The organism is Microbulbifer celer (assembly GCF_020991125.1).
GTDB classification, from domain to species: domain Bacteria; phylum Pseudomonadota; class Gammaproteobacteria; order Pseudomonadales; family Cellvibrionaceae; genus Microbulbifer; species Microbulbifer celer.
Genome location: NZ_CP087715.1, coordinates 175,830 through 198,049, shown reverse-complemented (window position 1 = coordinate 198,049; position 22,220 = coordinate 175,830). Strand labels below are relative to the sequence as shown.

At 57.5% G+C, this 22,220-nt stretch carries 19 protein-coding genes; 13 read left to right on the top strand and 6 right to left on the bottom strand.

What is annotated here, in order from left to right; all coding sequences use genetic code 11:
- Positions 1-40: 40 nt before the first annotated feature.
- The 4 genes from LPW13_RS00755 to LPW13_RS00740 all read left to right on the top strand — a co-directional run bounded on the left by LPW13_RS00755 (position 41) and on the right by LPW13_RS00740 (position 4,799).
- The gene (locus tag LPW13_RS00755) at positions 41-994 is read left to right on the top strand and encodes a tetratricopeptide repeat protein (RefSeq protein WP_230437545.1); all 954 of its coding nucleotides are present in this window, start codon (positions 41-43) and stop codon (positions 992-994) included.
- 103 nt (positions 995-1,097) lie between these two features.
- Positions 1,098-3,428 carry a serine/threonine-protein kinase gene (locus LPW13_RS00750; protein ID WP_230437544.1) on the top strand — a complete coding sequence of 777 codons (2,331 nt, stop codon included), beginning with the start codon at positions 1,098-1,100 and terminating at the stop codon, positions 3,426-3,428.
- A 70-nt stretch (positions 3,429-3,498) separates the two neighbouring features.
- A complete protein-coding gene (locus tag LPW13_RS00745) occupies positions 3,499-4,467 on the top strand; it encodes an IS30 family transposase (RefSeq protein WP_230435866.1) in 969 nt (322 codons plus the stop codon).
- Positions 4,464-4,799 (top strand): tetratricopeptide repeat protein, encoded by a 336-nt coding sequence (locus LPW13_RS00740; protein ID WP_230437543.1) that lies wholly within the window; start codon positions 4,464-4,466, stop codon positions 4,797-4,799. The genes LPW13_RS00745 and LPW13_RS00740 overlap by 4 nt, the downstream gene beginning before the upstream one ends.
- Here LPW13_RS00740 and LPW13_RS00735 read toward each other — a convergent pair.
- Positions 4,796-5,293 carry a hypothetical protein gene (locus LPW13_RS00735; RefSeq protein WP_230437542.1) on the bottom strand — a complete coding sequence of 166 codons (498 nt, stop codon included), beginning with the start codon at positions 5,291-5,293 and terminating at the stop codon, positions 4,796-4,798. The genes LPW13_RS00740 and LPW13_RS00735 overlap by 4 nt on opposite strands.
- A gap of 836 nt (positions 5,294-6,129) precedes the next feature.
- Between LPW13_RS00735 and LPW13_RS00730 the strand changes: the two genes are divergently transcribed.
- The 8 genes from LPW13_RS00730 to LPW13_RS00695 all read left to right on the top strand — a co-directional run bounded on the left by LPW13_RS00730 (position 6,130) and on the right by LPW13_RS00695 (position 13,372).
- On the top strand, positions 6,130-7,497 hold the full coding sequence (locus LPW13_RS00730) for a S1C family serine protease (RefSeq protein ID WP_230437541.1): 1,368 nt from the start codon (positions 6,130-6,132) through the stop codon (positions 7,495-7,497).
- Complete coding sequence (locus LPW13_RS00725) at positions 7,488-8,549, top strand: FHA domain-containing protein (RefSeq protein WP_230437540.1); 1,062 nt, start codon at positions 7,488-7,490, stop codon at positions 8,547-8,549. The genes LPW13_RS00730 and LPW13_RS00725 overlap by 10 nt, the downstream gene beginning before the upstream one ends.
- 84 nt (positions 8,550-8,633) lie before the next feature.
- Positions 8,634-9,701: a histidinol-phosphate transaminase gene (gene hisC, locus LPW13_RS00720; RefSeq protein WP_230437539.1), complete on the top strand. Its 1,068-nt coding sequence runs from the start codon at positions 8,634-8,636 to the stop codon at positions 9,699-9,701.
- A 392-nt stretch (positions 9,702-10,093) separates the two neighbouring features.
- Positions 10,094-10,612 carry a hypothetical protein gene (locus LPW13_RS00715; protein WP_230437538.1) on the top strand — a complete coding sequence of 173 codons (519 nt, stop codon included), beginning with the start codon at positions 10,094-10,096 and terminating at the stop codon, positions 10,610-10,612.
- Entirely contained in the window at positions 10,609-10,830 is a 222-nt protein-coding gene (locus tag LPW13_RS00710) for a hypothetical protein (RefSeq protein WP_230437537.1), read from the top strand. Before LPW13_RS00715 ends, LPW13_RS00710 begins: the two co-directional genes overlap by 4 nt.
- Complete coding sequence (locus LPW13_RS00705) at positions 10,817-10,963, top strand: hypothetical protein (protein WP_230437536.1); 147 nt, start codon at positions 10,817-10,819, stop codon at positions 10,961-10,963. The genes LPW13_RS00710 and LPW13_RS00705 overlap by 14 nt, the downstream gene beginning before the upstream one ends.
- A gap of 366 nt (positions 10,964-11,329) precedes the next feature.
- A complete protein-coding gene (mepA, locus tag LPW13_RS00700; RefSeq protein WP_230437535.1) occupies positions 11,330-12,202 on the top strand; it encodes a penicillin-insensitive murein endopeptidase in 873 nt (290 codons plus the stop codon).
- 147 nt (positions 12,203-12,349) lie between these two features.
- Positions 12,350-13,372: a D-alanine--D-alanine ligase gene (locus LPW13_RS00695; protein ID WP_230437534.1), complete on the top strand. Its 1,023-nt coding sequence runs from the start codon at positions 12,350-12,352 to the stop codon at positions 13,370-13,372.
- Here LPW13_RS00695 and LPW13_RS00690 read toward each other — a convergent pair.
- Entirely contained in the window at positions 13,360-13,932 is a 573-nt protein-coding gene (locus LPW13_RS00690; RefSeq protein ID WP_230437533.1) for an HNH endonuclease, read from the bottom strand. The genes LPW13_RS00695 and LPW13_RS00690 overlap by 13 nt on opposite strands.
- An 888-nt stretch (positions 13,933-14,820) precedes the next feature.
- Between LPW13_RS00690 and LPW13_RS00685 the strand changes: the two genes are divergently transcribed.
- Positions 14,821-16,272 (top strand): PQQ-dependent sugar dehydrogenase, encoded by a 1,452-nt coding sequence (locus tag LPW13_RS00685; RefSeq protein WP_230437532.1) that lies wholly within the window; start codon positions 14,821-14,823, stop codon positions 16,270-16,272.
- A 111-nt stretch (positions 16,273-16,383) separates the two neighbouring features.
- Here the strand turns inward: LPW13_RS00685 and LPW13_RS00680 are convergent, their stop codons facing one another.
- From LPW13_RS00680 to LPW13_RS00665, 4 genes are all read right to left on the bottom strand, one after another.
- Complete coding sequence (locus LPW13_RS00680; protein WP_230437531.1) at positions 16,384-16,923, bottom strand: response regulator transcription factor; 540 nt, start codon at positions 16,921-16,923, stop codon at positions 16,384-16,386.
- Positions 16,920-18,203 (bottom strand): sensor histidine kinase, encoded by a 1,284-nt coding sequence (locus LPW13_RS00675; protein ID WP_230437530.1) that lies wholly within the window; start codon positions 18,201-18,203, stop codon positions 16,920-16,922. Before LPW13_RS00675 ends, LPW13_RS00680 begins: the two co-directional genes overlap by 4 nt.
- Positions 18,204-18,308: 105 nt before the next feature.
- Positions 18,309-19,868, bottom strand: coding sequence for a PepSY domain-containing protein (locus LPW13_RS00670; protein WP_230437529.1), 1,560 nt, complete (start codon positions 19,866-19,868; stop codon positions 18,309-18,311).
- Positions 19,869-19,889: 21 nt separating this feature from the next.
- Positions 19,890-22,046 carry a TonB-dependent receptor gene (locus LPW13_RS00665; protein WP_230437528.1) on the bottom strand — a complete coding sequence of 719 codons (2,157 nt, stop codon included), beginning with the start codon at positions 22,044-22,046 and terminating at the stop codon, positions 19,890-19,892.
- Between the last annotated feature and the right edge of the window lie 174 nt (positions 22,047-22,220).

Below are 22,220 nucleotides of genomic sequence, written 5' to 3'. Positions count from 1 at the left end.
GCAAGCCATTGCCCATACTCCCGAAGTGCTAAAAGCCAAATTGCGCCTGGCAATTATTCACAACGACCCGATACAGGCCGAAAAGCTGCTCACCCAATTGCACCTGACCCTGCCCGACCACGCTGCCGCACACTACCTGAGCGCCATCTACTACCAGCAGCGAGGAGAAACCGGCAAAGCACTGGAAGATATCGACAAGGCCATTGCGCTGCGCCCCAGTTACATCTACCGGGTTCAGAAAGCCATGATCCTGAGCCGGGGTGGCGAACTGGAAGCGGCCAATGCGGTATTGCAGGAAGCCATCGCGCAAAACCACGATACGGTTTTCGCCATCTCACTGCTGGCCGGCAACCTGCTCGATGGCGGCCAGCCCGGTGAAACCATTCGCCTGCTCACCCGAGCCGGCCTGGACCGTATCGGTGCCATGGATACCTACAATCTGTGCCTGGCGTATTATATCGAGCAACGCTACACAGAGGCTCAATCCTGCTTTAAACGCGTATCTGACCTCGCCCCCAAAGATGCCGACCCTCTGCTGTACCGCGCAGAAATCGCCCGCGAGCAGCAACAGCCGGAACAGGCGCGGGCGCTCGCCCAGAAGGCACTGGCCCTGACCATCGGCAGGGACGACTGGGAAGGACTGCTGATGCAGGCGCGCGCCTACGCAGAACTCGACCAGGCGGAGAAAGCCGTGGAGAACCTGATCCGCATCCGCCGGGACGCACCGGACGATCTCTACGTCAACTACGCCCGCGCCCAGGTGTATATCACCACCGGAGACCTGCTCTCCGCCAAGGCGCATATCCGCAAAACCCTGGAGCAGGGCATCTCTCCCATCTGGTATTGCACCGCGCAGTTTGCCAAAATCTGCAACCTACCCGCCTTCGACGACCTCCGGCAGCAATATCCGGGGCTCTGTGGCGGCGCTAAACACAACAACAAAGCGGACGATTCCCAGATCGCCCGCAACGGCGAGACCAGCGCAAATCTTTAACGGGCCCGGCCCCGCTGCAGATCCCGCAGGCTCGGCACGCACCGGCGCCAGAGTATGGACTGACCGGGCACCCAATAGGCTCTAACAAAAAGAACACCCGCAGATGGATATTGCAGATCCCGAGGTTGAACAGTTGCCCGGCACGGCCATGCCTGAATTTCCGGGCGGCGACCGCTACCGTCTTCAAAGTACACTCGGTGCCGGCGGCATGGGCATCGTCTATCTGGCGGAAGACCTGAAACTGCACCGCGAGGTGGCGATCAAGAAGCTCAAGGACGGCCTCACCAGCCAGAACGCCCGCGACCGCATCCAGCAGGAAGCGCGCCTGCTCGCCCGCCTCAACCACCCCAATATCGTCGCCCTGCACGATGTGCTCGAAGAATCCCGGGAGAATGGCGAAAACAGCGTCGCCCTGGTGATGGAATATATCGAGGGCACCACGCTGCGCGCGTGGATGCGCGAGCGCACCCCAAGCTTGCAGCAGAAGCTCAATCTGCTGATGCAGATCTGCCAGGGCCTGTCTGAGGCCCACAACCTCGGTATCATCCACCGAGACCTGAAGCCGGACAACATCCTGATTGCGGAACCCCCCAAGGGCCAGCCCACTGCCAAGATCACCGACTTCGGCATCGCCAAATCCCAGCAGCTGGATGAGAAAACCCTCACCGAAGAAAACCAGCTCGCCGGCACCATCACCGCCATGTCGCCGGAACAGGTACAAGGCAGAACCCTGGACGCCCGCAGCGACCTGTTCAGCCTCGGCACCATTGCGTTTGAACTGCTGTGTGGCAGCCGCCCGTTTGAAAAACACGAGGCCGGCGCCCTCGCCATGGCCCACCGCATCACCAGCGAACCCCACACCCCGCCACAACAGGCGTGGCCACAAATCCCCGAACCGCTGGCGATACTGCTGGACAAACTGCTCGCCAAAGACCCGGCCCTGCGCCCCGAAAGCGCACTGATCGTGTACCAGGGTTTTGCGCTACTGCACAAACAGGGCCTGGAAAGCGACACCGAAGACTACACTGCGACACTGACCGACCTGTTTACCCACCACAAAGTCAAAAAACGCCGCCGCTGGCAGCGGGTAGTGGCCGGTGTCGCTGCAGCACTTACTGTGGGCACCGGAGGCTACTGGGGCTGGAAGGAAATCACCCGGCTGGAACCGCAATATATTGCGGTGATGCCGGTGGAGATTAACGGCGAGATCCGCGGCGAGGAAAATGCCAAAGCGCTGACCAAAACCATGGTGCGGCAGGCGTTGATGAATTCGGTTTCGCAGTTGAAGGCGAGTGCGTTGGTGAGTTTTGAGCCTAAGGAGGGGATGGATTTTGAGGCGCAGCTTAAGAAGCTAACGGATAAGGGCGTTACCGATGCACTGTTTGCGCGGTTGGAGTGTGCGGAGGTCCGGTGTGAGATTGAGCTGCAGCGCTTGGGAACTGCAGACAGCCAAATCAAACAGCAAGAGAGCTTTACTTTCCTAACCGACAAAACTCAAGAGGCGCAATATCGCACCAGCAACAGTGCCGTCAAGTTGTTCACCGCTTCTTACCAACGGAACGAGCTTAAGCTGGTTTCGATGTCCGATAATGACTACGGCCATTACCTTGATGTTCTCAGTCGAATGGAGGCGAAGAAACTCAGTGAAGATGACTTAAATACACTTATCTCACTGAGTGAGCGCTACCCTCAAAATATATACATCTACCAAACACTAGCTGATGTAGCAGCACGCCTATTTGTTCTTAGCGGAAAAACCAATTACTTAGAAGCTGCATTGCGGATTCTCGACAAAGTCACTGAGTTCGGCATTAAAGAGTCGGAAATACTACACCAAAAACTCTTTCTATACGGATTGGGCGACTACCCAGAACAATATCAGCAATTAATTAATAAAGCAGAAGCAACTGATTTCCCGGCTGCGGAACTGTTTAGTGAGCGCGCACGCCAATACTATCGCAATGGAAACTATGAAGCAGGTTTGAAATATGCCAGATTGGCTGCGGCGATGAACCCTTCTGCTGACAATCTATATTTAATTGCAATAAACCATACTGCAACCGGAGATTACCCGAGCGCTCGCCTAGTTTTAAAACAGATTATAAGTGCGCACCCAGAGCACTGGTCCTCTTATTCATTAACCGGAGTAATCGAGCTAGAGAGCGGGAACTTTTCTGAAGCAGAAAAATTCATCACCTCAATCCCGGAAAACTTACGCGGGTTTCGTACAAAATCAAACCTAGGAGTAGCCTACTTTCTACAAGAAAAATATTCCGAATCATTAGAAGTAAACCTAAAAATATTAAGAGAGATTCCCAATAACGCGCCCGCGCTTGAGCAAGTTGCTCAAATATATCTATTAAGAGGCCAAAAAGAGGAATCTCAACAAAAATTCTACCAACTACTAAACACTACAAAGCGCGGTTTCGGATAATAAGTGCAATTGGTAAGAGAGAGGCCAGCTGGTAGAGTCGGCGCCTCTCCCGACCAAGAGAAAAGCACTGATGAGCTACTACCAGCTGACCGAGAACGAACGATACCAGATTTACAGCCTGAGAAAAGCCGGACACTCACAAGCAGAAATAGCGGAGCTGCTGGAAAGGCATCCATCGACGATCAGTCGAGAACTGCGGAGAAATACGGGGCTGCGAGGGTATCGCCCTGGTCAAGCCCATAAGCTATCAGATGTCCGGCGACGAGAGGCCCATAAGGCGCGGAAAGTGACCGACGAGGTGCAGCGTCAGATTGAGCTGCTAACCATGCAAGATTTAAGCCCGCAGCAGACTGCGATCTACTTGGAGAGGCACACAGGTGTTTCGCTACACCATGAAACGATTTACCAGATAATTTATGCAGATCAAGCCAGCGGTGGGGATTTGTATACACATCTGCGGATAGCGTCCAAGCCATATCGTAAACGCTATGGCAGCTACGACCGGCGGGGAAAGATCAAAAACAGGGTGAGTATAGAAGAACGTCCAGTTGTTGTTGATCAGATGAGTCGGATTGGAGACTGGGAAGGTGATACTGTCATTGGCAAGGGACGCAGCGGAGCATTGCTGACGATGGTTGAGCGCAAGACATTGTTTACAGTCATTGTGCGACTGACGGGTAAACGAGCAGACTTGCTGGCCGATGCAGCTGTTGCTCACATGGCTCACCTGAAGGACAAGATTAAAACGATAACCTTCGACAACGGGCTTGAGTTCTCCGGACATGAGGTTATAGCCAGAGGGCTGGGCGCGGATATTTATTTCGCGCACCCCTACGCCTCTTGGGAGCGGGGGATCAATGAAAACACCAACGGTCTTATTCGGCAGTATTTTCCAAAAGGAACGGACTTCAACAAGGTGACGGACGATCAGGTTCACTTTGTTATGAATCGGTTGAACAGCAGGCCGAGAGAAAGTCGAGGCGGCAAGTCACCAAATGAATTATTTATGGGGCAGCGAGACGATTTGCTCGCTGCGTGAAGAAATTGCAGTTATTACTTGAAACCAAGAAGAACAAAACTGGCCTGATAAACCAACAATATTATGCTCTAGCGTTAGCCCATACTAACCAGGCAGAAAAAGCCATCCCTTTAGCCCACCAGTTGCTTAGAGATGCTCCGAGCGACACCTACGTTAAATATACTGTCGCTCAAGTTTATGCGTTAGCCAAAGAATGGGGCTCCGCTATTTATTATTCTCAGCAATTGGTGGATCAAGGTATGAGCGCAGAATGGTTTAATTTATCGGCGTTCGAACAGCTCTGCCCTCATACCCAGACATCCGAAAAACTAAAGGATATTATTTGTGACTAGAGAGGTTCAATTTGGGCTCTCGGGTCACCAGAAACAAAATGCATCCCACCATCCACACACTCACACAGCCACAGAAACTTAAAGTTATCCGGCCGTTTCTCTTTGTCCTTGATGACAATCTTCAGCTCGGTATAACGTCCATCAATCCGCTTGGCGGTGGTTTTGAACTGATGCTTGAAATCCGGACTTAGCGCCAGAATACCATCCAGCTTGCGGCTGGTACTCAGGGCAAATTCCAGGTCGCGGCCCGGTATGGCGGAAAGGTCCAGGGCCAGATTGATAATCACCTTGCCCCCACGGCCACCGAATTTAAAGTCCATATTGCCGAACAGCTCGTTCGGATTGCACTTTTCATAAAACGGCCAGTACTGCGCCACACCGTCTTCCGGCTCGGTCGGGCGCAGCATCATATCGATTTCAATCTTGTCTTCCGGCACTTCGATCTCCAGCACCGGCAACGATTCGCAATAATTATCTACTTCTGCTTTGTTCATGTTGTCATCCCTTTTATTGTTGATGGTGAGTACCTGCTCACTCTCCCCAGCCGACCGTCCGGGGCAACCAATGGTCTTGAAATACTCTCTGAAATAAACGCGCCCTCAGAACGAGAACTACGTCACATAGCTTACTGCAACCGATCTGCAGGGTTCCATAAAAATTTGATGAAAAAAAACCGGCAGTAAGCGAACTTACTGCCGGTATGAATCAGATGGTCCCAGCCATCTACGGTTACAACAACACTATCAAGAGCGAAAATGAGGCATCCGTGCCCCCGCCAGACCCTTCCCCAAATCCCGATTTCCTAGGCTCTGCGGTTACCGGGCCGGCCTGGCTTTCCGGCTTGCGCCGAAACTCTTCCTGACTTACCGAACTTTCCTGCAAAAATCCCAGCAAAAACAATTCGGCTACCAATCCTTTGGCAATAGCTGAAGGCGCGGTACTGTTATCCGAGTGGAGAGCATTTCCGTCGCTCTCCCCTATTCCTTTGAATACAGCCGTCTTCCATAACGGACTCAGATAACAGGGTGTCTGCAATCCACCTTGCCGCGGCTCCTGTGAAGACCGGGCATCGCGTCCCTCAACCTTGGTCGCTACTTTACGGACGAGCCCATTACAGGTCGATCACACGCCGTTACACACAATTACACGACAGCGTGTTGTGGCGCACATTCCACTTCAACCAGCAGCCACAAGATTCACTACACTATCGAATCGGCCTTTCTTATATTAAACGGAGTAGTTTGCAAGCCGGGCCGGCTTGTTGCCCCCGCGGGGTTCCCGTAATATCAGGCCTCTTCCGCCCACAAATTAATCAGCGCCAAAAAACAAGATGTCGAAACCTTTAACGGGCCTGATCGCCCTGCTGTTGTTGTGTTGTGCCAGTGTTACCCGGGCACAGAGTTACGAACAGCTCTACAGCGAATATCGGGGCAGCCTCTACCAGATCCGGCTGATCGAGCAGTCCTCCAATTCCAAGGCCGGGCTCGGCTCCGGGTTCCAGATCTCCGCCAACGGACTGGTCGCCACCAACTACCACGTCGTCTCCGAAGCCGTCAGTCACCCCGAAAAATACAATCTGCAATACCTTTCCGTCGACGGACAGGAAGGTGAGCTGGAGCTGCTGGACGTCGATGTCGTCAACGACCTCGCCATCCTGCGCCAGAAGGGCAAGCCCGGTGATAAGTTCCTGCAGCTGGCGCAAACCGCGCCCAGTAAAGGGGAAACCATCATCTCCATGGGCAATCCCCTGGATTTAGGCATGACGCTGGTACCCGGCACCTATAACGGCATCGCCGGCGGCAGCTTCTACGACCGTATCCACTTCTCCGGCTCCATCAACCCCGGCATGAGCGGCGGCCCGGTGATCAATCGCAACGGTGAGGTCGTGGGAATCAACGTTGCCACCGCCGGCAATCAGATCAGTTTTCTGGTACCGGTGAACAAACTGGTGAGCCTACTGGCAGACTTCAAGAAAGACAGCAGCAACGGTGCAGTGGAATTGCAAAAGGTGATTCACCGCCAGTTACTGAACAATCAGCAGCGCATTATCGATGAAGTGCTTGAGGCCAACTGGCAGCTGCGCCCCCTGGGGGACGCCATGGTGGTGGGGCCGATCGTGCCGTCCATTCAGTGCTGGGGCAATTCCGACGAAGATGAAGACAACCCGGTGACCCAGATCGCCAAGGGCTGTACTGGCCAGGACGTGGTGTACCTGTCGGAAACGTTCAATACCGGCCGGGTGGAATACGAGTTTTTCTGGCTGGAAGCCCGCGACCCGATCAGTACCACCCGCTTTTACAATGTCTACGAAGAAAACATGAGCGGCTTCTACCCGGGCAACAGCGCCGGGGAAGATGACGTCACCGACTTCAACTGCAAGCAGCAGTTCACCACCCATCCCCGTGATGGCGATGGTGGTGACAACAAACCAGACAGCGACACGGCCAGTGACGACACAGAGCAACAGGAAGTCACACCGCCCAGAGCCAATGGCAGCACAGAACCGGTAGTAGCCCGTACCTCCTACTGTGTGCGCCGCTACAAAGAGTTCCCGGATCTGTACGACGTGTTCTATGTCAGCCTGACGGTGGATCAGGACAACCGCGCGCTGGTGAGCCATTTCACCCTGTCCGGTTTTACCCAGGAGTCTGCCAGCGCCTTTACCAAGAAGTTTGTGAGTGAGATCCAATGGCACTGATTATCGAGGAAATCAATCGTGCCCACCGGGTGCACACCCGCGTCCGCGTCGATGGCGAGCGCGCCACACTGGGGCGCTGTTTCAGTAACGCGGTGATCGTGGAAGACCCCCATGCGGATCCGGTACATGCGGAACTGGTGCGCGACCAAGACGGTTGTTACGTACTGCGGGACCTGGGCAGTCTCAATGGCACACGCCTGCTGCGCAATTACCGCGATAAGTCCGTCAAGGCCGCCGGGGTGCGCGAGCATCTGATCCAGTCCGGCGATGAAATCGAGATCGGTAAAAGCAAACTGCGGTTTACCGACACCGAAACCAGCGTGCCGCCGGCTGTGCCACTGCACCACGCGGAAACCCTGTTCGACCGCATCGCAACACCCACCGTGGCCATCGGGCTATGCCTGCTGGTAGCAGCCCTGGGACTGTGGCGGGCATACCTCGGCACCGTACAGGAGTTTGAATGGCCCCGCGGTGTGGAAGTACTCACAGACTCAGTGATCGGCCTGCTGGTGTACGCCGCGATCTGGTCGTTTATCGGTCGCGTGGTCAAACATGAAGCCCACTTCCTTGCCCACCTTTCCATCGCCGCCGGTGCCACGCTGCTCTATGTCGGCTGGGAGTGGATCCTGGCGCTACTGAATTACAACTTCTCCCTGGCCCAGGTGATGCCGCTGCTGAAGCTGATCGCGCCCGCCGTTCTGATTCCCATCATGTTATGGTGCGCCGCTTTCCTGGCGCTGAATATCGCCCCCCACTGGCGACTGCTCGCGTCCGTACTCCTGCCGTGGGGGTTTCTGGGGCTGGCGGCAGCAATGGAGCTGGGCAGAATGGATGAATTCAGCGAGATCCCGCCGGTTTCCACCGCACTGGAATCCGACAACCGCCTGTGGCGCGAGCCGGTGCCACTGGAGCAGTTCCTCGCCGGTACACCGGCACTGTTCGATATCACTATCGAACAGGATGAGGAAGATCGGGAAGCAGCGCCAGACGAGGCTGAAGACGATTCCGATAGCGATAGCACAGCCAATAACAACACGGATAATGCGGGCTGAGCGGAATCCCCGCCCGTTCGATTGTAAGACCACAAGATCGGAGTGCGCCGAACAGATTCTTTCGGCGGCACTCACGGAGATAGCATGAGCAACCCCTACTGGAGCCCCGCCATCGCGCGGCTACATCCCTACGTGCCCGGCGAGCAGCCGAAAAGCACCGAGCGCCTGATCAAGCTGAACACCAACGAAAGCCCGTATCCGCCCTCCCCCAAGGCTCAGGCAGCGCTTTCCGCCGCTGATCTCGGTGACAGCCTGCGCCTGTACCCGGACCCGGAATCCACCACCCTGCGGGAAACCATTGCCGCCCAGTTCAAGTTGAAGCCGGAGCAGGTGTTTGTGGGCAACGGCTCCGACGAGGTGCTGGCGCACGCGTTTTACAGTTTCTTCCAGCGCCCGGAGCCGCTGCTGTTCCCGGATATTTCCTACAGCTTTTATCCGGTGTACTGCGATTTCTACGGCATCGAACCCAAGTGCCCGCCGCTGCGGGACGACTTCTCCATTGCCGTGGAAGACTACGCGATTGACGGCGCCGGCGGCGTGATCCTGCCCAACCCGAACGCGCCCACGGGGCGTTTTCTGCCGTTGGCGGAGATTGAAAAGCTGCTCGAACTGCACCCGGAGCGGGTGGTGGTGATCGATGAGGCGTATGTGGATTTTGGCGGTGAGAGCGCGGCGAGCCTGGTGGACCGTTATCCGAACCTGCTGGTGATCCAGACGCTGTCCAAGTCTCATGCCTTAGCCGGGTTGCGTCTGGGGTATGCGATGGGGCAGGCACATCTGATCGAGGGTTTGAACCGGGCGAAGAATTCGTTCAACTCTTACCCGATCGATGGCATCTGCCAGCGGGTGGCGACAGTGGCGATTGCAGACCGGGAGTGGCTGGCGGACAACTGCACCAAGGTGATCAATACCCGCGAGCGTACCTGTCAGGCGCTGTCTGAACTGGGCTTTGAAATCGTGCCTTCTTCCGCCAATTTCATTTTCACCAAACCACCAAAGATTACTGCCGAGGCGCTGTATCAGGCCCTGCGCGAGCGCAATATTATTGTGCGTTACTTCAACAAGCCGCGGATTAGTGAGTACTTACGGATCAGTATTGGTACCGATGAAGAGATGGATGCGTTGATTGCCGCCTGTCGGGAAATTTTGTAGCTCAGGGGCTCGTTCTAGCGAAACCCGGTGGCAGCTCTGCTGCCGGGCACCCTCTAGTGAGACACGTCATAAAATCACCTGCAACCGTTGCTATTACCGGATTTATCGCTAGTTTTTTTCACAGTGGGCCGCCCGGTAGGCCACGCTTCCGACTTTCATAGGCCAATGCTAATCTATGCGTCAGAATGGCCTACCAGTGGCAAGTTCTGGCGCCATTTTGGGTAGTAAGCCACAATTCTCCATCCAATACGTCAATCTATGTGCCACGATTTGACCATTTCTTCTCGTCCGCCGGTATGATAGGAAGAAGTAATCAACAACAACAACCAAATGATTTATAGGGGCATTCCCCCTTCTGTTCTACCTACGCCATGGCAAAAGGAGAAATTGACTTGACGGCCTATAAGCTAAGGATGCGAGATGATTTGGAACGTAGGTATGGCCAACTACGCTGGCAATCTATACAGATGGCCAATCAAGCGTTAAGAGTACCTGACACCAGACTCGCGCTTGTTGACCATACCTCATATGCCGCCTTTCAACGCTGGCAGAATCATCCCGACAGAAGGGTTGATTGGGATTGGCCAACTTCATGGCAAAGCTGGAAGCTCAATTATCCCAAGCGTTTTGAATGCGCCACATGGAAGGGTGATCGGTTAATCGGTTTTGCGATGGGACGGCCAACATATCAGACAACGGGGCTGAGACTGGATTACATAGAAAAGTCACCTGAAGCCAATGAGCCACATTTGGACTTGACATATCTTGCCCTTTACTCCTATGCAACTTTACTGGGCGCCACACATGTTAAAATTTTGAATCCAATAAATAATGAAGTTCGCGATTATTACGAGCAAAAAGGCTTCAAGTATGACCCGAAAAGTAATAGCTGTATTCGGAGGATTATATGACGGATAAAAAAGTCAAAGATTTTGACGTTGCACACAAAGAGAAACTCAAGCACCTATCCAAAGAGGAGCGAGTTAAAGCTGGATTGAAAAAGCTGGCTCAGGAGCTGGAAGCAAACCGGGATAAAATTAAAGAGCCCAAGGGGTTGGCTTCTGGCAAAACTGACAAGAATGGGAAAATGACTGTTGATCTAGAAGAGGATTACGATGATGAGCGATAAGCCGTTAACCGACAGGGAAAAACAATTTACTGTTCTACCGGGGGAGGCAGACCCCAAAAACGCTTTAGCAAAAGCCAATCAAGCTGTGATCAAAGCGCTCGCGGAAATAAAAAAAGCAAAACATCCATATTAAGCCAATGAATACTGGGGCTTGTGGCCCGACGCGCACAGCCGCCGTATGGATGATTAGGACAGTGCACGCAGATCTTCATCGAGACAGGAGCACAATTTCCGACAACAGACCGGATATGGGAACAACCCTGTCCCTGCCATTAACACCTGGAGCCTTGCAAACGGAGAGGAGACCATATATAGGTTGAAGGGCGCGCCTAGCTCGTGTCTGAGAGCATACCGGCTAGCCGAGCCGCCACCCAACCAGCCAAGTAAAAACCACCAAACCCAATCAAGCCCAAGCGGACCATTCCACAGAACCCCTCTACGGAACCTCTATAATTCCCCGAGTATCTAACCCACAAACCGACAGCAACGCAGTAAATCCATGTCGTCACCCGCTCGTACCCTATGCCAATGGACCCTCGCCACAATCATCTCCCTGCTCGTGGCAACCAGTGCACACGCCCAGAACACCTGGGGACAAGTAAAAACCCCCTCCCAACAACCCCCCGAAAGCATCGGCAGCTACAGCAACGGCTGTGTCAGCGGCGCACAACAGATGCCACTGCGGGGCGAAGGATTCCAGCTCGTGCGCACCGGGCGCGACCGGCACTACGGCAGCCCCTACCTGGTGGAATTTCTCAAAGACCTCTCCAACAGCGTGGAAGAAAACGACCTCGGCCGCCTGCAGATCGGCGATATGTCCCAGGCCCGCGGCGGCCCGCTGATCGGCGGACACAAAAGCCATCAGACCGGGCTGGACGCCGATATCTGGTATGCACAGGATCACCGTGCCGCCAAACGGCCGCTGACGTCCTGGGAACGGGACAACATCTCCGCCGTACCCCTCGCCGATGAACGCGCACACCGCCTGATCGAAAAAAACTGGGATCCGCGTATTCCCAGCATCCTGCGCCTCGCCTCGGAAGATCCCCGGGTCGCGCGGATTTTTGTACACCCCACCATCAAGCGCAAAATGTGCGATATTTCAGGTACCGACAATGAATGGTTGCGCAAGGTCCGCCCCTGGTGGGGGCACAACTACCACTTTCATGTGCGCCTGAATTGCCCGCCGGAAGACAAACACTGCAAACCACAGTCACCGGTAAAGGGCGATCCCTGTGAAGGGGGGCTGGACTGGTGGTTTAGCGACGAGTTTTACGCCATCCTTAACGGTACTGCACCAAGCAAACCCACCAAGCCGAAGAAGAAAAAAGAAATGCCTGCGCAGTGTCGCCAGGTGCTGAAAGCGCAGTAAAGAATCTTCGCTAAAATTGCTCGGGTGTAGCAAAAGAGCAAACGTGTAATCCTGGGCTGTGCTTGAGGCGCGATCACACTATTTAGACGCAGCAGAAGCAGCCAGAACAAGTAACCAGAATTTGTATAACAGTCAGATGAGAGCTCGATGAATCAGAAGGCATCCAACCCCATCCAGGTACTGCTGATCTGCGGTGGTGGCAGCAGTGAGCACGAGGTATCGCTCCGCACCGCGGACTTTATCGAGCGCGAACTGCAGAAATGTGGCGACCTGCAGCTGACCCGGGTCACCATGAGTGCCGAGGGCCAGCTTCATGACGGCAGCGGCAAGCTGCGGGAGCTGCGCTCGGATCGCCTGCTATACAGCAGCAATGGCAGCGCGCAACCGGTGGATTACGTGATTCCGGCGATTCACGGCTACCCCGGTGAAACCGGCGACCTGCAATCGCAGCTGGAGATACTCGGCCTGCCCTATTACGGCTGCGGACCGGAGGCAAGTAAGCTGTGCTTCAACAAGGTCACCACCAAACTGTGGCTGAGCGCGCTCGGTATCGACAATACGCCCTATCGTTTCCTGTGCGCCAATACCGCCGAAGAGACCGCGAAGGCGCGGGATGCGCTGAAAAGGTGGGGTGCAATATTTATCAAGGCTTCCAACCAGGGCTCCTCCGTGGGCTGTTACAAGGTGACGGAGGAAGCGACGCTTGCGCAGGTTCTGGATAAGGCCTTTCGCCTTTCTCCCTACGTGCTGGTGGAAAAGTGCCTCACGGTGCGGGAGCTGGAAGTAGCCGCCTATACCTACAAGGGGGAGTTGGTCATCACGCCTCCCGGTGAAGTCTGCGCGCCGGCGGATACGTTTTACAGTTACGAAGAAAAGTACGCGGAGAACAGCCGCGCCGAAACCCACGTGGTGGCGAAGGACTTGTCAGATGCGCAGCTGGGCTGGATTTACGAAGCCTCCAAACGCGCCTTTATCGGCCTGCAACTGAAAGATCTGTCGCGAATCGACTTTTTCCTGACCGATGAAGGGGATATCTACCTCAATGAGGTAAACACCTTCCCGGGCATGACGCCCATCTCCATGTTCCCGAAAATGCTGCAGAATCAGGGGCACGATTTCAATGTCTACCTCGCAGATCTGATCCGTAGCGCAGTCAATCAGACCGCCTGAAGCCAGCCCTCCTGTCGCGGCCGGGAGAACTGGCCGCGCAGAAACTCCATCTGATCCCCCCGAATCCGCGCGCTGTTGGTGAGTGCCAGGTATTCCGCTGCATTGGGTACAAACGGCAGTGCCAGCAATTCCAGTTCAATGTTCTCCAGCAACCGGTTGCCCTTGTGCTGGTTGCAGCGACGGCAGGCGGTGACCACATTTTCCCAGATATCGCGTCCGCCCTTTGATACCGGGTGGACGTGATCCCGGGTCAGTTCGCGAATCGGGAAGCCATTGCCACAATACAGGCAGAGATGCTGATCGCGGGCGAACAGCGCGCGGTTGGTCAGTGGTGGACGGGTACGCGGGCGCGCCAGGCGCTCACCGCCACAGGCAATGATGGCCGCCAGATCCAGCTTTGAACGCTCGCCCTGTCGGTTGATGCCGCCGTGTACCGTCTGCACGATACCGCCCAGCGTCCAGGTCACCAGGTCCCGCACATACAGGCAGGCCGCTTCCTCCCAGCTCAGCCACTCCAGTGGCTGCCCGGCCAGGTTCAGTCTCAGGATTTGCGCATGCACAAGTGATCCTCCCCTTCAGCAAACAGATGGGATACAGAGCGCGGAACAAAAATGGGGCTCAAGAAACAACAAAGCCCCGCAGGCAGTCCGGCGAGGCTTTTTAAGTTGGGTAGATATAAATCGGGCAGGTGTAAATCGGCTAGGTGTAAATGGGCCAAGTGTAAATGGAAAGAGCGGCGGTCAGAAGCCGTGGTACCGGGCCTTGCAGAGAGGGAAACCCGAGGCTGATACAGGCCCGGCCACCATGACAGGCAGAGCGGCTGATTGAGATGCTGGGGTAACCGGTAGTTACTGAACGCGCCATCCTCCTCGGTCAGAAAAATTTGACCCTCTTTATGCAGATTAAAGCGGAGAAGTGTGACGTTTTCCAGACAGGCGAGAACATTTTTGCGTAAACGTGGCAAACTACCGTTCGACGGCGTTTTCCAGACTGCGCCCCGGAGACAGGAAATTTTCAATTGCCCAAATGTAAAACACCGCCTGGGCAATCCGGCCCAAGCGGTGCGTCTCACAGGATGGTGCCCACTCCTTTGGGCTGGCGGCGCGGTCTCCAATCCGTGGAGGCCAAGTCCCTTGCCGCCGATCAGTCCATATCTCGTCCTTGCAAATACATTATGGTCGCTGGCGAAGATAACGGTAGTGGAAAATCACTGAACTTGTTGTAAGAGATGTCTTACATCGATGTGATGAAAATCACGCTTTTGAGGGAAGAGGCGCCCGGAGGGAGAAGGCGACAACTTTTAGAGCGGGTAGCCAGTGCGAAACTGGTACAGTCGTACGCCCTTGAAGGCTGCGCATTACTATAGTTACTTTTGTTACGGGATCAAGAAGGAAGTGATCAAAAAACCGAAAGAGGCGCCACTTTTTTACACAAGTCTCACTATTGTCGTGGTACTCCTCTTAATATTATTCGTCGCCGTCGAGCGTGGATTTTTCCCGGGGATCAATGTCCCCTGGGGACAACTGTTGGGCGCCAACACCAACGCCGAAATCGTAAAAGGTCAATTAAAGCTGGCACCCGGTTATCGCCTGCAGCTGTTCAGTGACGATGTACCCAATGCGCGCTTTATGGAAGTGACCCGCCGTGGCGCCGTTCTCGTCGCTCAGCCCAAGCTCGGCCAGATCAGCCTGTTGCAGCCGGACCAGGACGGCGACGGCGCCGCGGACGATCAGCGGGTGCTGATCGACGGCCTCACCCGGCCCCACAGCCTGGCGCTGTTTGAAGACTGGCTGTACATCGCCGAAAGCAACGGTGTCGGTCGCGTGCCGTTCGATCATTCCGATGGGCGCCTGGCGGGTAGTTACCAGCGGATCGTCAACAACCTCGGCGACGATGGCAACCACTGGACCAAAACCATCGCCATGGGTCCCGATGGCTGGATGTATCTCTCCAGCGGCTCCACCTGCAACGTGTGTGAAGAAACGGATCCGCAACGCGCCACCATCATGCGGTTCCGTCCCGACGGCAGCAATCTGGAAATTTACGCCACCGGCCTGCGCAACAGCGTCGGCTTCGACTGGTCCCCCAAAGACGGCGCCCTCTACGCCACCGATAACGGCCGCGACTGGCTCGGCAACAACTTCCCACCTTGTGAGCTGAACCGGATCGAGCAGGGCGAGTTTTACGGCTGGCCCTATGCCAACGGCAACCGCGTACCGGACCCGGACTTCGGCGTCGATGCGCCGCCGGAAGTCCAGCAGAAGATCGCCAACTCCGAAGTGCCGGTATTCCGTTTCCGCGCCCACAATGCACCGCTCGGTATTCAATTCCTGCGCAGCCAGGAACAGCCCATTTACTACCACGAAGCGGCACTGGTTGCCCTGCACGGCTCCTGGAACCGCGACAAGAAAGATGGATACAAAGTGATTTCCCTGCACTGGGACGAACACGGCGACATCATCGCCCACGATTTCCTGTGGGGGTTCCTCGATCCGCAAACCGATACTGTCTACGGCCGCCCGGCGGCCATTGCCGAAGACATCCGCGGCAATATCTACATTTCCGACGACTATGCAGGGGCTATCTACCGTGTACAGCCCGGAGAATCCGCACAGGACACCACCGTAGCCACACCGCACTTCAGCGGCCCCAAAAAACCGCTGGCCATCGACCGCAGCGCCGCCCGCCAGGGGGAAAAAATCTATCGCCAACGCAACTGCGCGCGCTGCCACCGCTACCTGCCCCTGCGGGACCTGAGCCGCAAATACACCCTCAAGCAATTGGCCGACACCTTCGACACCCCCACCCCGCCCATGCCCAATTACGGCTTCAGCAACAGCCAGAAGCGCGCGCTGGCGCATTTTTTGATGGCACGGGAAATCGAGGCAAGCGAGCAGTAGCGAGAGAATTTCTTGCGGTGACAAAATGATCGATACGCAGCGGTTCGGACAGCGTCATACCGTAAGACGTGAAGGTCCCCGCTGCTCCACCGCCACTGAGCCCCAACAGAATCATTGCCCCTTCGGGCGCTTCTGTAGTTTTCTTTGCAGCGTCCTGCGGTGCATGCCCAGGGCCCGCGCGGTAGCAGAAATATTGCCATCGTGTTCCGCCAGTACCCGCTGGATATGCTCCCACGCCAGGCGATTTACCGACGGCGGCCGCTCCGGCACCGCCGGCAGTGGCTGCACCTCAGATTCCGTACCGAGGTCCAGCGCCGCCAGCAACTGCGCGCCACTGGCCGGTTTGCACAGGTAATCGTCCGCCCCCAACTTGATCGCCGCCACGGCAGTGGAAATACTCGAATAGCCCGTGAGTAGAACAATGCGCGCTCGGGGATTGGCCGCGCGCAGCGGCCCGATCAGCTCCAGGCCACTGTCTGCACCAATTTTCAGATCCACCAGCGCGCCATCAAACTGCTCGCGCTCGATCATCCCGAGCGCCTCCGCCACTGTGGCCGCGCTCACCGTATCAAAACCGTGTCGCGACAGCACCCGACAGAGCATATCGCGGGTGCTGGTTTCGTCGTCGACGATCAACAGCCGGCGCTTCACGATAGCTCTCCCTCTGTACCCGACGCGCTCTCAGAGGGATTGTTCGGCAACCGGATCGGCAGCCGGATACGGGCGACCGTCCCGCTTCCGCGCCCGGGCTCCGCATCGTTCACAGTCAATGCCCCTCCCAGCTGGGCCAGCGCCGCTTCACCCAGAATTAGACCAATGCCGAAGCCGCGGGATTCACCGGCACGGGCGGGATTCACCCCCGGGCCGCGATCGGTCACCGCAATTTCCAGCTGTCGCACGTCCCACTGGGCCGCAATCGAAACCGGCTCCCGGCAGGCATCGGCGGCATTATTGAGCAGATTGATCAGCGCCTGCTCCAGCGTCAGTGGCAGGCAGGCCTGGGTATCCGCCGGCCCGTCACACTGGAGCCTGAACCGGGCATCCGGCCGCAGCAGCTGCCAGCGCTCCAAACAGCGCGCAATAAACGCGGATACGGGCTGGACCTCTTCACTCTGCTCCGGATCCCTGGCCCGTTCACGCAGCTGTGCCAGCGCCTCTTTGCACAGGTTGACCTGTTGCTGCAGTAGCGTCAGATCTTCATTCAACGCAGACGAATTCTCCTGACGCGCCTGCAACTCCTCTACCAGCAGTGCAATGGTCTGCAACGGTGACGCCAGTTCATGAGCGGTGCCCGCCGCCAGCGTACCGAGAGAGAGTATCTGTTCGCGCCGCGCCTGCTCCTGACGCAACTGGTGCAGGTGGCGGTCCCGCTGGCGCAGGGTTTCCGCCATGCGATTGACGAAGCCGGCAATCAGCAGCGCGGAGAAAACAAAGGTCGCCCACATACCCAACAGGTGACGGTAGAAATCCATCCCGGTCGCTGCGCCATTGACATGCCCTCCGTGAGGACCGTGTGCGCTGGATTCGGCACCGGGGAACATCACCATCAGGCCGGTGTAAATGGCAATGCTCAGAATCGCCATCAACCAGCTGTAAGTGCGCGGCAGTGTGGCCGCGGCAATGGTGAGGGGCACCAGCAGGTAGGTCACAAATGGGTTGGCGGCGCCGCCGCTGAACGCCAGCAGTGGCGGCAGCCACAGCCAGTCCATCAGCAGGTGGCCGAAAAACTCCAGTTGCTGCAGACTCTGGCGACGGCCGCGCCAGCCGCTGATCACCGTGGTAACGGCCCCCAGGCCGACAAAAGCCAGCGCCGGTGTACTCAGGGTATCCCCGAGCAACACGCTGGCGGCGATATAGCCGCCGAGGGCGATCGCCCGCAGTGCGGTGAGCCGGCGCAAATTGGTAATGGCGGTGTGCTGTTGAGCCTGCATGGTCCTGTCAGTGAGAATCGCCGGAGCGTACCGAGACGTCCCGGCTGTGGGATGACTGACGCTATTTTCTCCCGCCGGAGCGCGCGCTGTCACCAACTGTAGCGATCAGCTATTGGCCGGGGCCGGCTGCGGGGCCGAGTCCGGGGTTTGCACCGGCGACGCCACCGGAGCACCGGGCACCGCAGTCCGGCGGCGGCGCTTGTTGCGCCCGAGCAGCAGTATCGCCCCCAGCGCGCTGATGGTCAGCAATAGCATCAACGTCGCCACGATCATCACGTCCCGAACCTGTCGCCCGGTAAATGGGGTGAGATGACTCCATTTGTGCAACAACGAGAACGAGAGACGCTCGCTGCGATCAATACGACGGGACTGATCCACCAGCACGCCGGTCACCGGGTCCACAAACAGCATGGTGCCCCGGCCGTCATCCACCGTGACCCGCCACACCGGCAGGCGCTTGTTGCGGAAGTCGTAGTCCGGCCCGTAACGGGTCACCAGCTCGGTGTCGGTAATGGTGACCGCTGCACCGGCAAAACGGCCGGCCAGCAACTGCGCCTGCTGTCGATCGCTGTAGTCCTGTAACAACCGCCCGGTGCGCGCGTTGACGAACAGGGCCCCGCCCTCGCTGGGGCGGCCGTCGAAACGCTGGTTGCGGCTGCCGGGCGCGGTGCCAGCCTCCGGTGCCAGACCTATTCGATACAGCGGCTCGCCGCCGTCGCCGGCAATCAGGGAGACGCTGTTGAAGGCGCGCCCATCGAGCTCTGACAGCCAGGTGAAGTCACCACTCAGCTCCACGCTGACCACAGTCTCGCCGAGGCGTAATCCCTCCACCGGCTCCACCAGTGACGACTGCAGCAGATGGTAGAACCCACTGGCGGACCAGCCCAGCAGCGGCAACCACAGCGCGTAGCCCAGCCAGCGATGATAGCGGCGCTTACCGTCTGTGATTTTTCTGCTTTTCAACGCAAACACCAGCGCCAGCCCGGTGGTGGCGAATACCGCGAGGGTGAGCATCAGCAGGCCGATCAGCATCAACCGCCCGTATTCCAGCTCGTCCAACCAGGCGAAGGTATGCAACTGTCGGAATACGCCCTGCAACAGGGTTTTGCTGGCATCGGTCATGGAGGCCAGGGCGGCGGTCTCGGTATGGACAAACAGCGTCAGGCGATCGTCACCGGCAAAGCGTACCCGGTAAACCGGTAACAAACGGTTAACCGAGGGGTACGCATTGTCAAAGCGGGTCTGCAGCTGGATATCGGCGATCTCTTCCGTCGGTCGACCGCTGTAATAGGCCGCCAGCCAGCGGGCCTGCTGCAGATCTCCGTCGGTCACCGGCGCGGTGCTGCCCGGATGCTCGTCGAGGCGATAATAACTGCGCGCATCCCGCTCATTGCGGGTGATCTGTAACAGCGCTCCCTGTGCCGAGGGCACCAGTTTGATCACCCGCGCATCAGCGGTGATGGCAGGATCTGCCAGCAGGTCCGGTAGCCGCCCCACTGCTCCCTGAGACAGGGTCATGGAAGGGGGAAAGAACTTGGCCGCCGAAGGCCCGAACCAGGCCATCATCGGGTGGGAGATACCAGAGATCGCCCATACCAGGATGCCCGCCAGCGCATACCAGCCCAGCCGATTGTGCCACTGCAGCCACTGTTTTCTCAGGTTCATGTCTTATCTCGTCGTCAGGGCTCAGAAACGGTAGCGCACGCCGGCAAACAGGGAGCGCGGCAGGCCCGGGCGGTAGCTCAGGTCTTCGTCGCCCACCTGATTGGCGGTGTAGGTGGAATAGCGCGCGTCGGTGAGATTGAACAGGCGCGTATAGAGCGAGAGATTGTCGCCAAAGTCGTGGCTGGCGCGCAGGTTCAGCAGTTCGTGGCCGGCGTATTGCCGGGTGTTGGTCTCATCGGTGTAGTAGCTGCCCAAGTGGGACCACTCCAGCTCCGCGCGCAGGCCGGTAAGCCAGCCGGGGGTGTAGGCCAGGGTGATGTTGCCCAGGGACTCCGGCGCGCGGCTGATATCGTTGCCGGCAAAGTTGAGGTTTTCCTGTACATAGCGGCCCAGCACGAAATCGTAGTGGCCGTAGATGTAGGAGAAGTCTCTGTACTCCTGGCGCATGGCAGCATAGGAGACGGCCAGCTCCCAATGCTCGCCCACGGGCGCCCGCACCGAGACTTCCACGCCCTGGTGGCGGGTTTCGCCGGCGTTGGTGGTCTTGCGATCACTGCCTTCGTCGGTATTGGAGATAAAACTGACGATGTCGTTCTCGGTGGTCATGTCATACACCGCCACCTCGTAGTTCACCGCGTCACCGACAATACCGCGCAGGCCGATCTCCTGGCTGACACTGGTGACCGGGTCCAGCTCGGTGGTGCCCTCCGAGGAGCCGGGACGGAACAGGGTGCCGACGGTGGGGGCGCGGAAGGCGTGACGGTAACTGGCGTAAAGCTGGTGGTTGTCGGTGATTTTGTACACCGCGCCCAGTTTCGGGCTCAGGTTGTCGTAGTCGCGGGACTGGGACGCGGGGCGGAAATGCGCAGAGTCGGTGTTGGGCGTACCCAGCTGATCGTCGTAATCGACCTCGAACACGTCATAGCGCACCCCGGCGCTCAGGCGCCAGCGCTCGCTGGGGGCGAACTCTGCGTGCAGGTAGGGCGATACGGAAGTCTGCTCGGCTTCAAAGTGATAGGTGCGCTCGCCGGTGCGCACGAAGTCCGTAAAGTAATCTCCTTCCTGAGTGACCTCGATGCGCTCCTCGCGGTATTCCGACGGAGTGTAATCCGCATCCACTCCCACGATCACTTCGCCGCGATCGAAATCCCGGCGGTACTTCAGCAGCAGGCCGTAGGAGCTGAACTTGGTATCGCGGATATTCGGGTCGTAGGTCACCATCCAGCTGGGCATCATCGACATGGTGTTGTGGCGCACAAACGGGGTGGCGGTAATCAGGCTGGTCTCGTTCGGGGTGTAGGCCAGTTCAGATGACAGACGGAATGCCTCCACCTCCCGATTGCCAATATCTCCCTGGTACAGATTCTTTTCCGCTTTGTGGCGGTAGTCCGCTTCCTCCAGACCGGAGACACCACTCTGGTCGATGGTGGAATAGGACAGCACGGTCTTGCTGTCCCAGCCCTCGGCAAACTGGCTGTCCAGCCGGCTGCTGAAGGAGGTGCGGGTATAGTCCGCGGCATCGCGAAAGCCCTCGCTGGCGGTGCTGTTGAGATCCATGCGGATGGCGGTGTTCTCACCCACGCTGTTGCCCCCGGAAATCAGCGCCCGCCGCCAGCCGTTGGCGCCGAACTCTCCGTTCAAGCGCAATTCGGCGGATTCCGGCGCCGCTTTGGTGACGGCGTTGATCACACCGCCAATGGCATCACTGCCATAGAGTGCGGACGCCGGGCCTTTGGTGACTTCCAGCTGGGCGCTCTGGGGGACATTGATTTCGTACAGGCCGTTGTGATTGAAGAAACCGGTAGGCCGGGTGGGGATGCCGTCTTCCAGGAACAGATAGACCCCGGCAGTGGAGATGGGCTGACGGATCGAGGTCATATGCCCCTCCCCGCCCAGATTGTTCACGTGCACCCCGGCCACCCGATTGAGCGCATCCGCCGGGTGCGCGGGGGCGATATCTTCCAGCTGCGCCTCACTGATCACGCCCACGGATTCCGCCAGTTCCGAGCGGGCCTTGGCCTCGCGGGTGGCAGTGACGATAACCTGTTCCAGGGCGTTGTCGACGTGCAGGGGGGCTTCGGCTAGCGCACCGGACGCGACCAAACCGGGGGCAAACGACACTGGCAGCAGGAGACAGGAACGGGTCAATAAAGGACGGAGGGCAAATCGGCTGGGCACGGTATCTTCCTTGCTTGGCTGCGTTATCGGTGATTATTTGCACCCAGGAAATGCTAACGAAAAAACGCGCCGCGCAAGTGCGCCATATTGTCGCAGGCTGTGCCAACCACCAACGGCCCCGACCGCCAATTGACCGTTTCGGTGCCAGCGGCTAAGGTTGCGGCGCAACAGGTA

Bases quoted from the DNA above. Each gene is read 5' to 3' on its own strand.
- LPW13_RS00675 (WP_230437530.1), bottom strand. From the start codon at position 18,203: ATGCAGGCTCAACAGCACACCGCCATTACCAATTTGCGCCGGCTCACC.
- LPW13_RS00705 (WP_230437536.1), top strand. From the start codon at position 10,817: ATGATGAGCGATAAGCCGTTAACCGACAGGGAAAAACAATTTACTGTT.
- mepA (WP_230437535.1), top strand. From the start codon at position 11,330: ATGTCGTCACCCGCTCGTACCCTATGCCAATGGACCCTCGCCACAATC.
- LPW13_RS00750 (WP_230437544.1), top strand. From the start codon at position 1,098: ATGGATATTGCAGATCCCGAGGTTGAACAGTTGCCCGGCACGGCCATG.
- LPW13_RS00735 (WP_230437542.1), bottom strand. From the start codon at position 5,293: ATGAACAAAGCAGAAGTAGATAATTATTGCGAATCGTTGCCGGTGCTG.
- LPW13_RS00670 (WP_230437529.1), bottom strand. From the start codon at position 19,868: ATGAACCTGAGAAAACAGTGGCTGCAGTGGCACAATCGGCTGGGCTGG.
- LPW13_RS00710 (WP_230437537.1), top strand. From the start codon at position 10,609: ATGACGGATAAAAAAGTCAAAGATTTTGACGTTGCACACAAAGAGAAA.
- LPW13_RS00745 (WP_230435866.1), top strand. From the start codon at position 3,499: ATGAGCTACTACCAGCTGACCGAGAACGAACGATACCAGATTTACAGC.
- LPW13_RS00730 (WP_230437541.1), top strand. From the start codon at position 6,130: ATGTCGAAACCTTTAACGGGCCTGATCGCCCTGCTGTTGTTGTGTTGT.
- LPW13_RS00695 (WP_230437534.1), top strand. From the start codon at position 12,350: ATGAATCAGAAGGCATCCAACCCCATCCAGGTACTGCTGATCTGCGGT.
- hisC (WP_230437539.1), top strand. From the start codon at position 8,634: ATGAGCAACCCCTACTGGAGCCCCGCCATCGCGCGGCTACATCCCTAC.
- LPW13_RS00725 (WP_230437540.1), top strand. From the start codon at position 7,488: ATGGCACTGATTATCGAGGAAATCAATCGTGCCCACCGGGTGCACACC.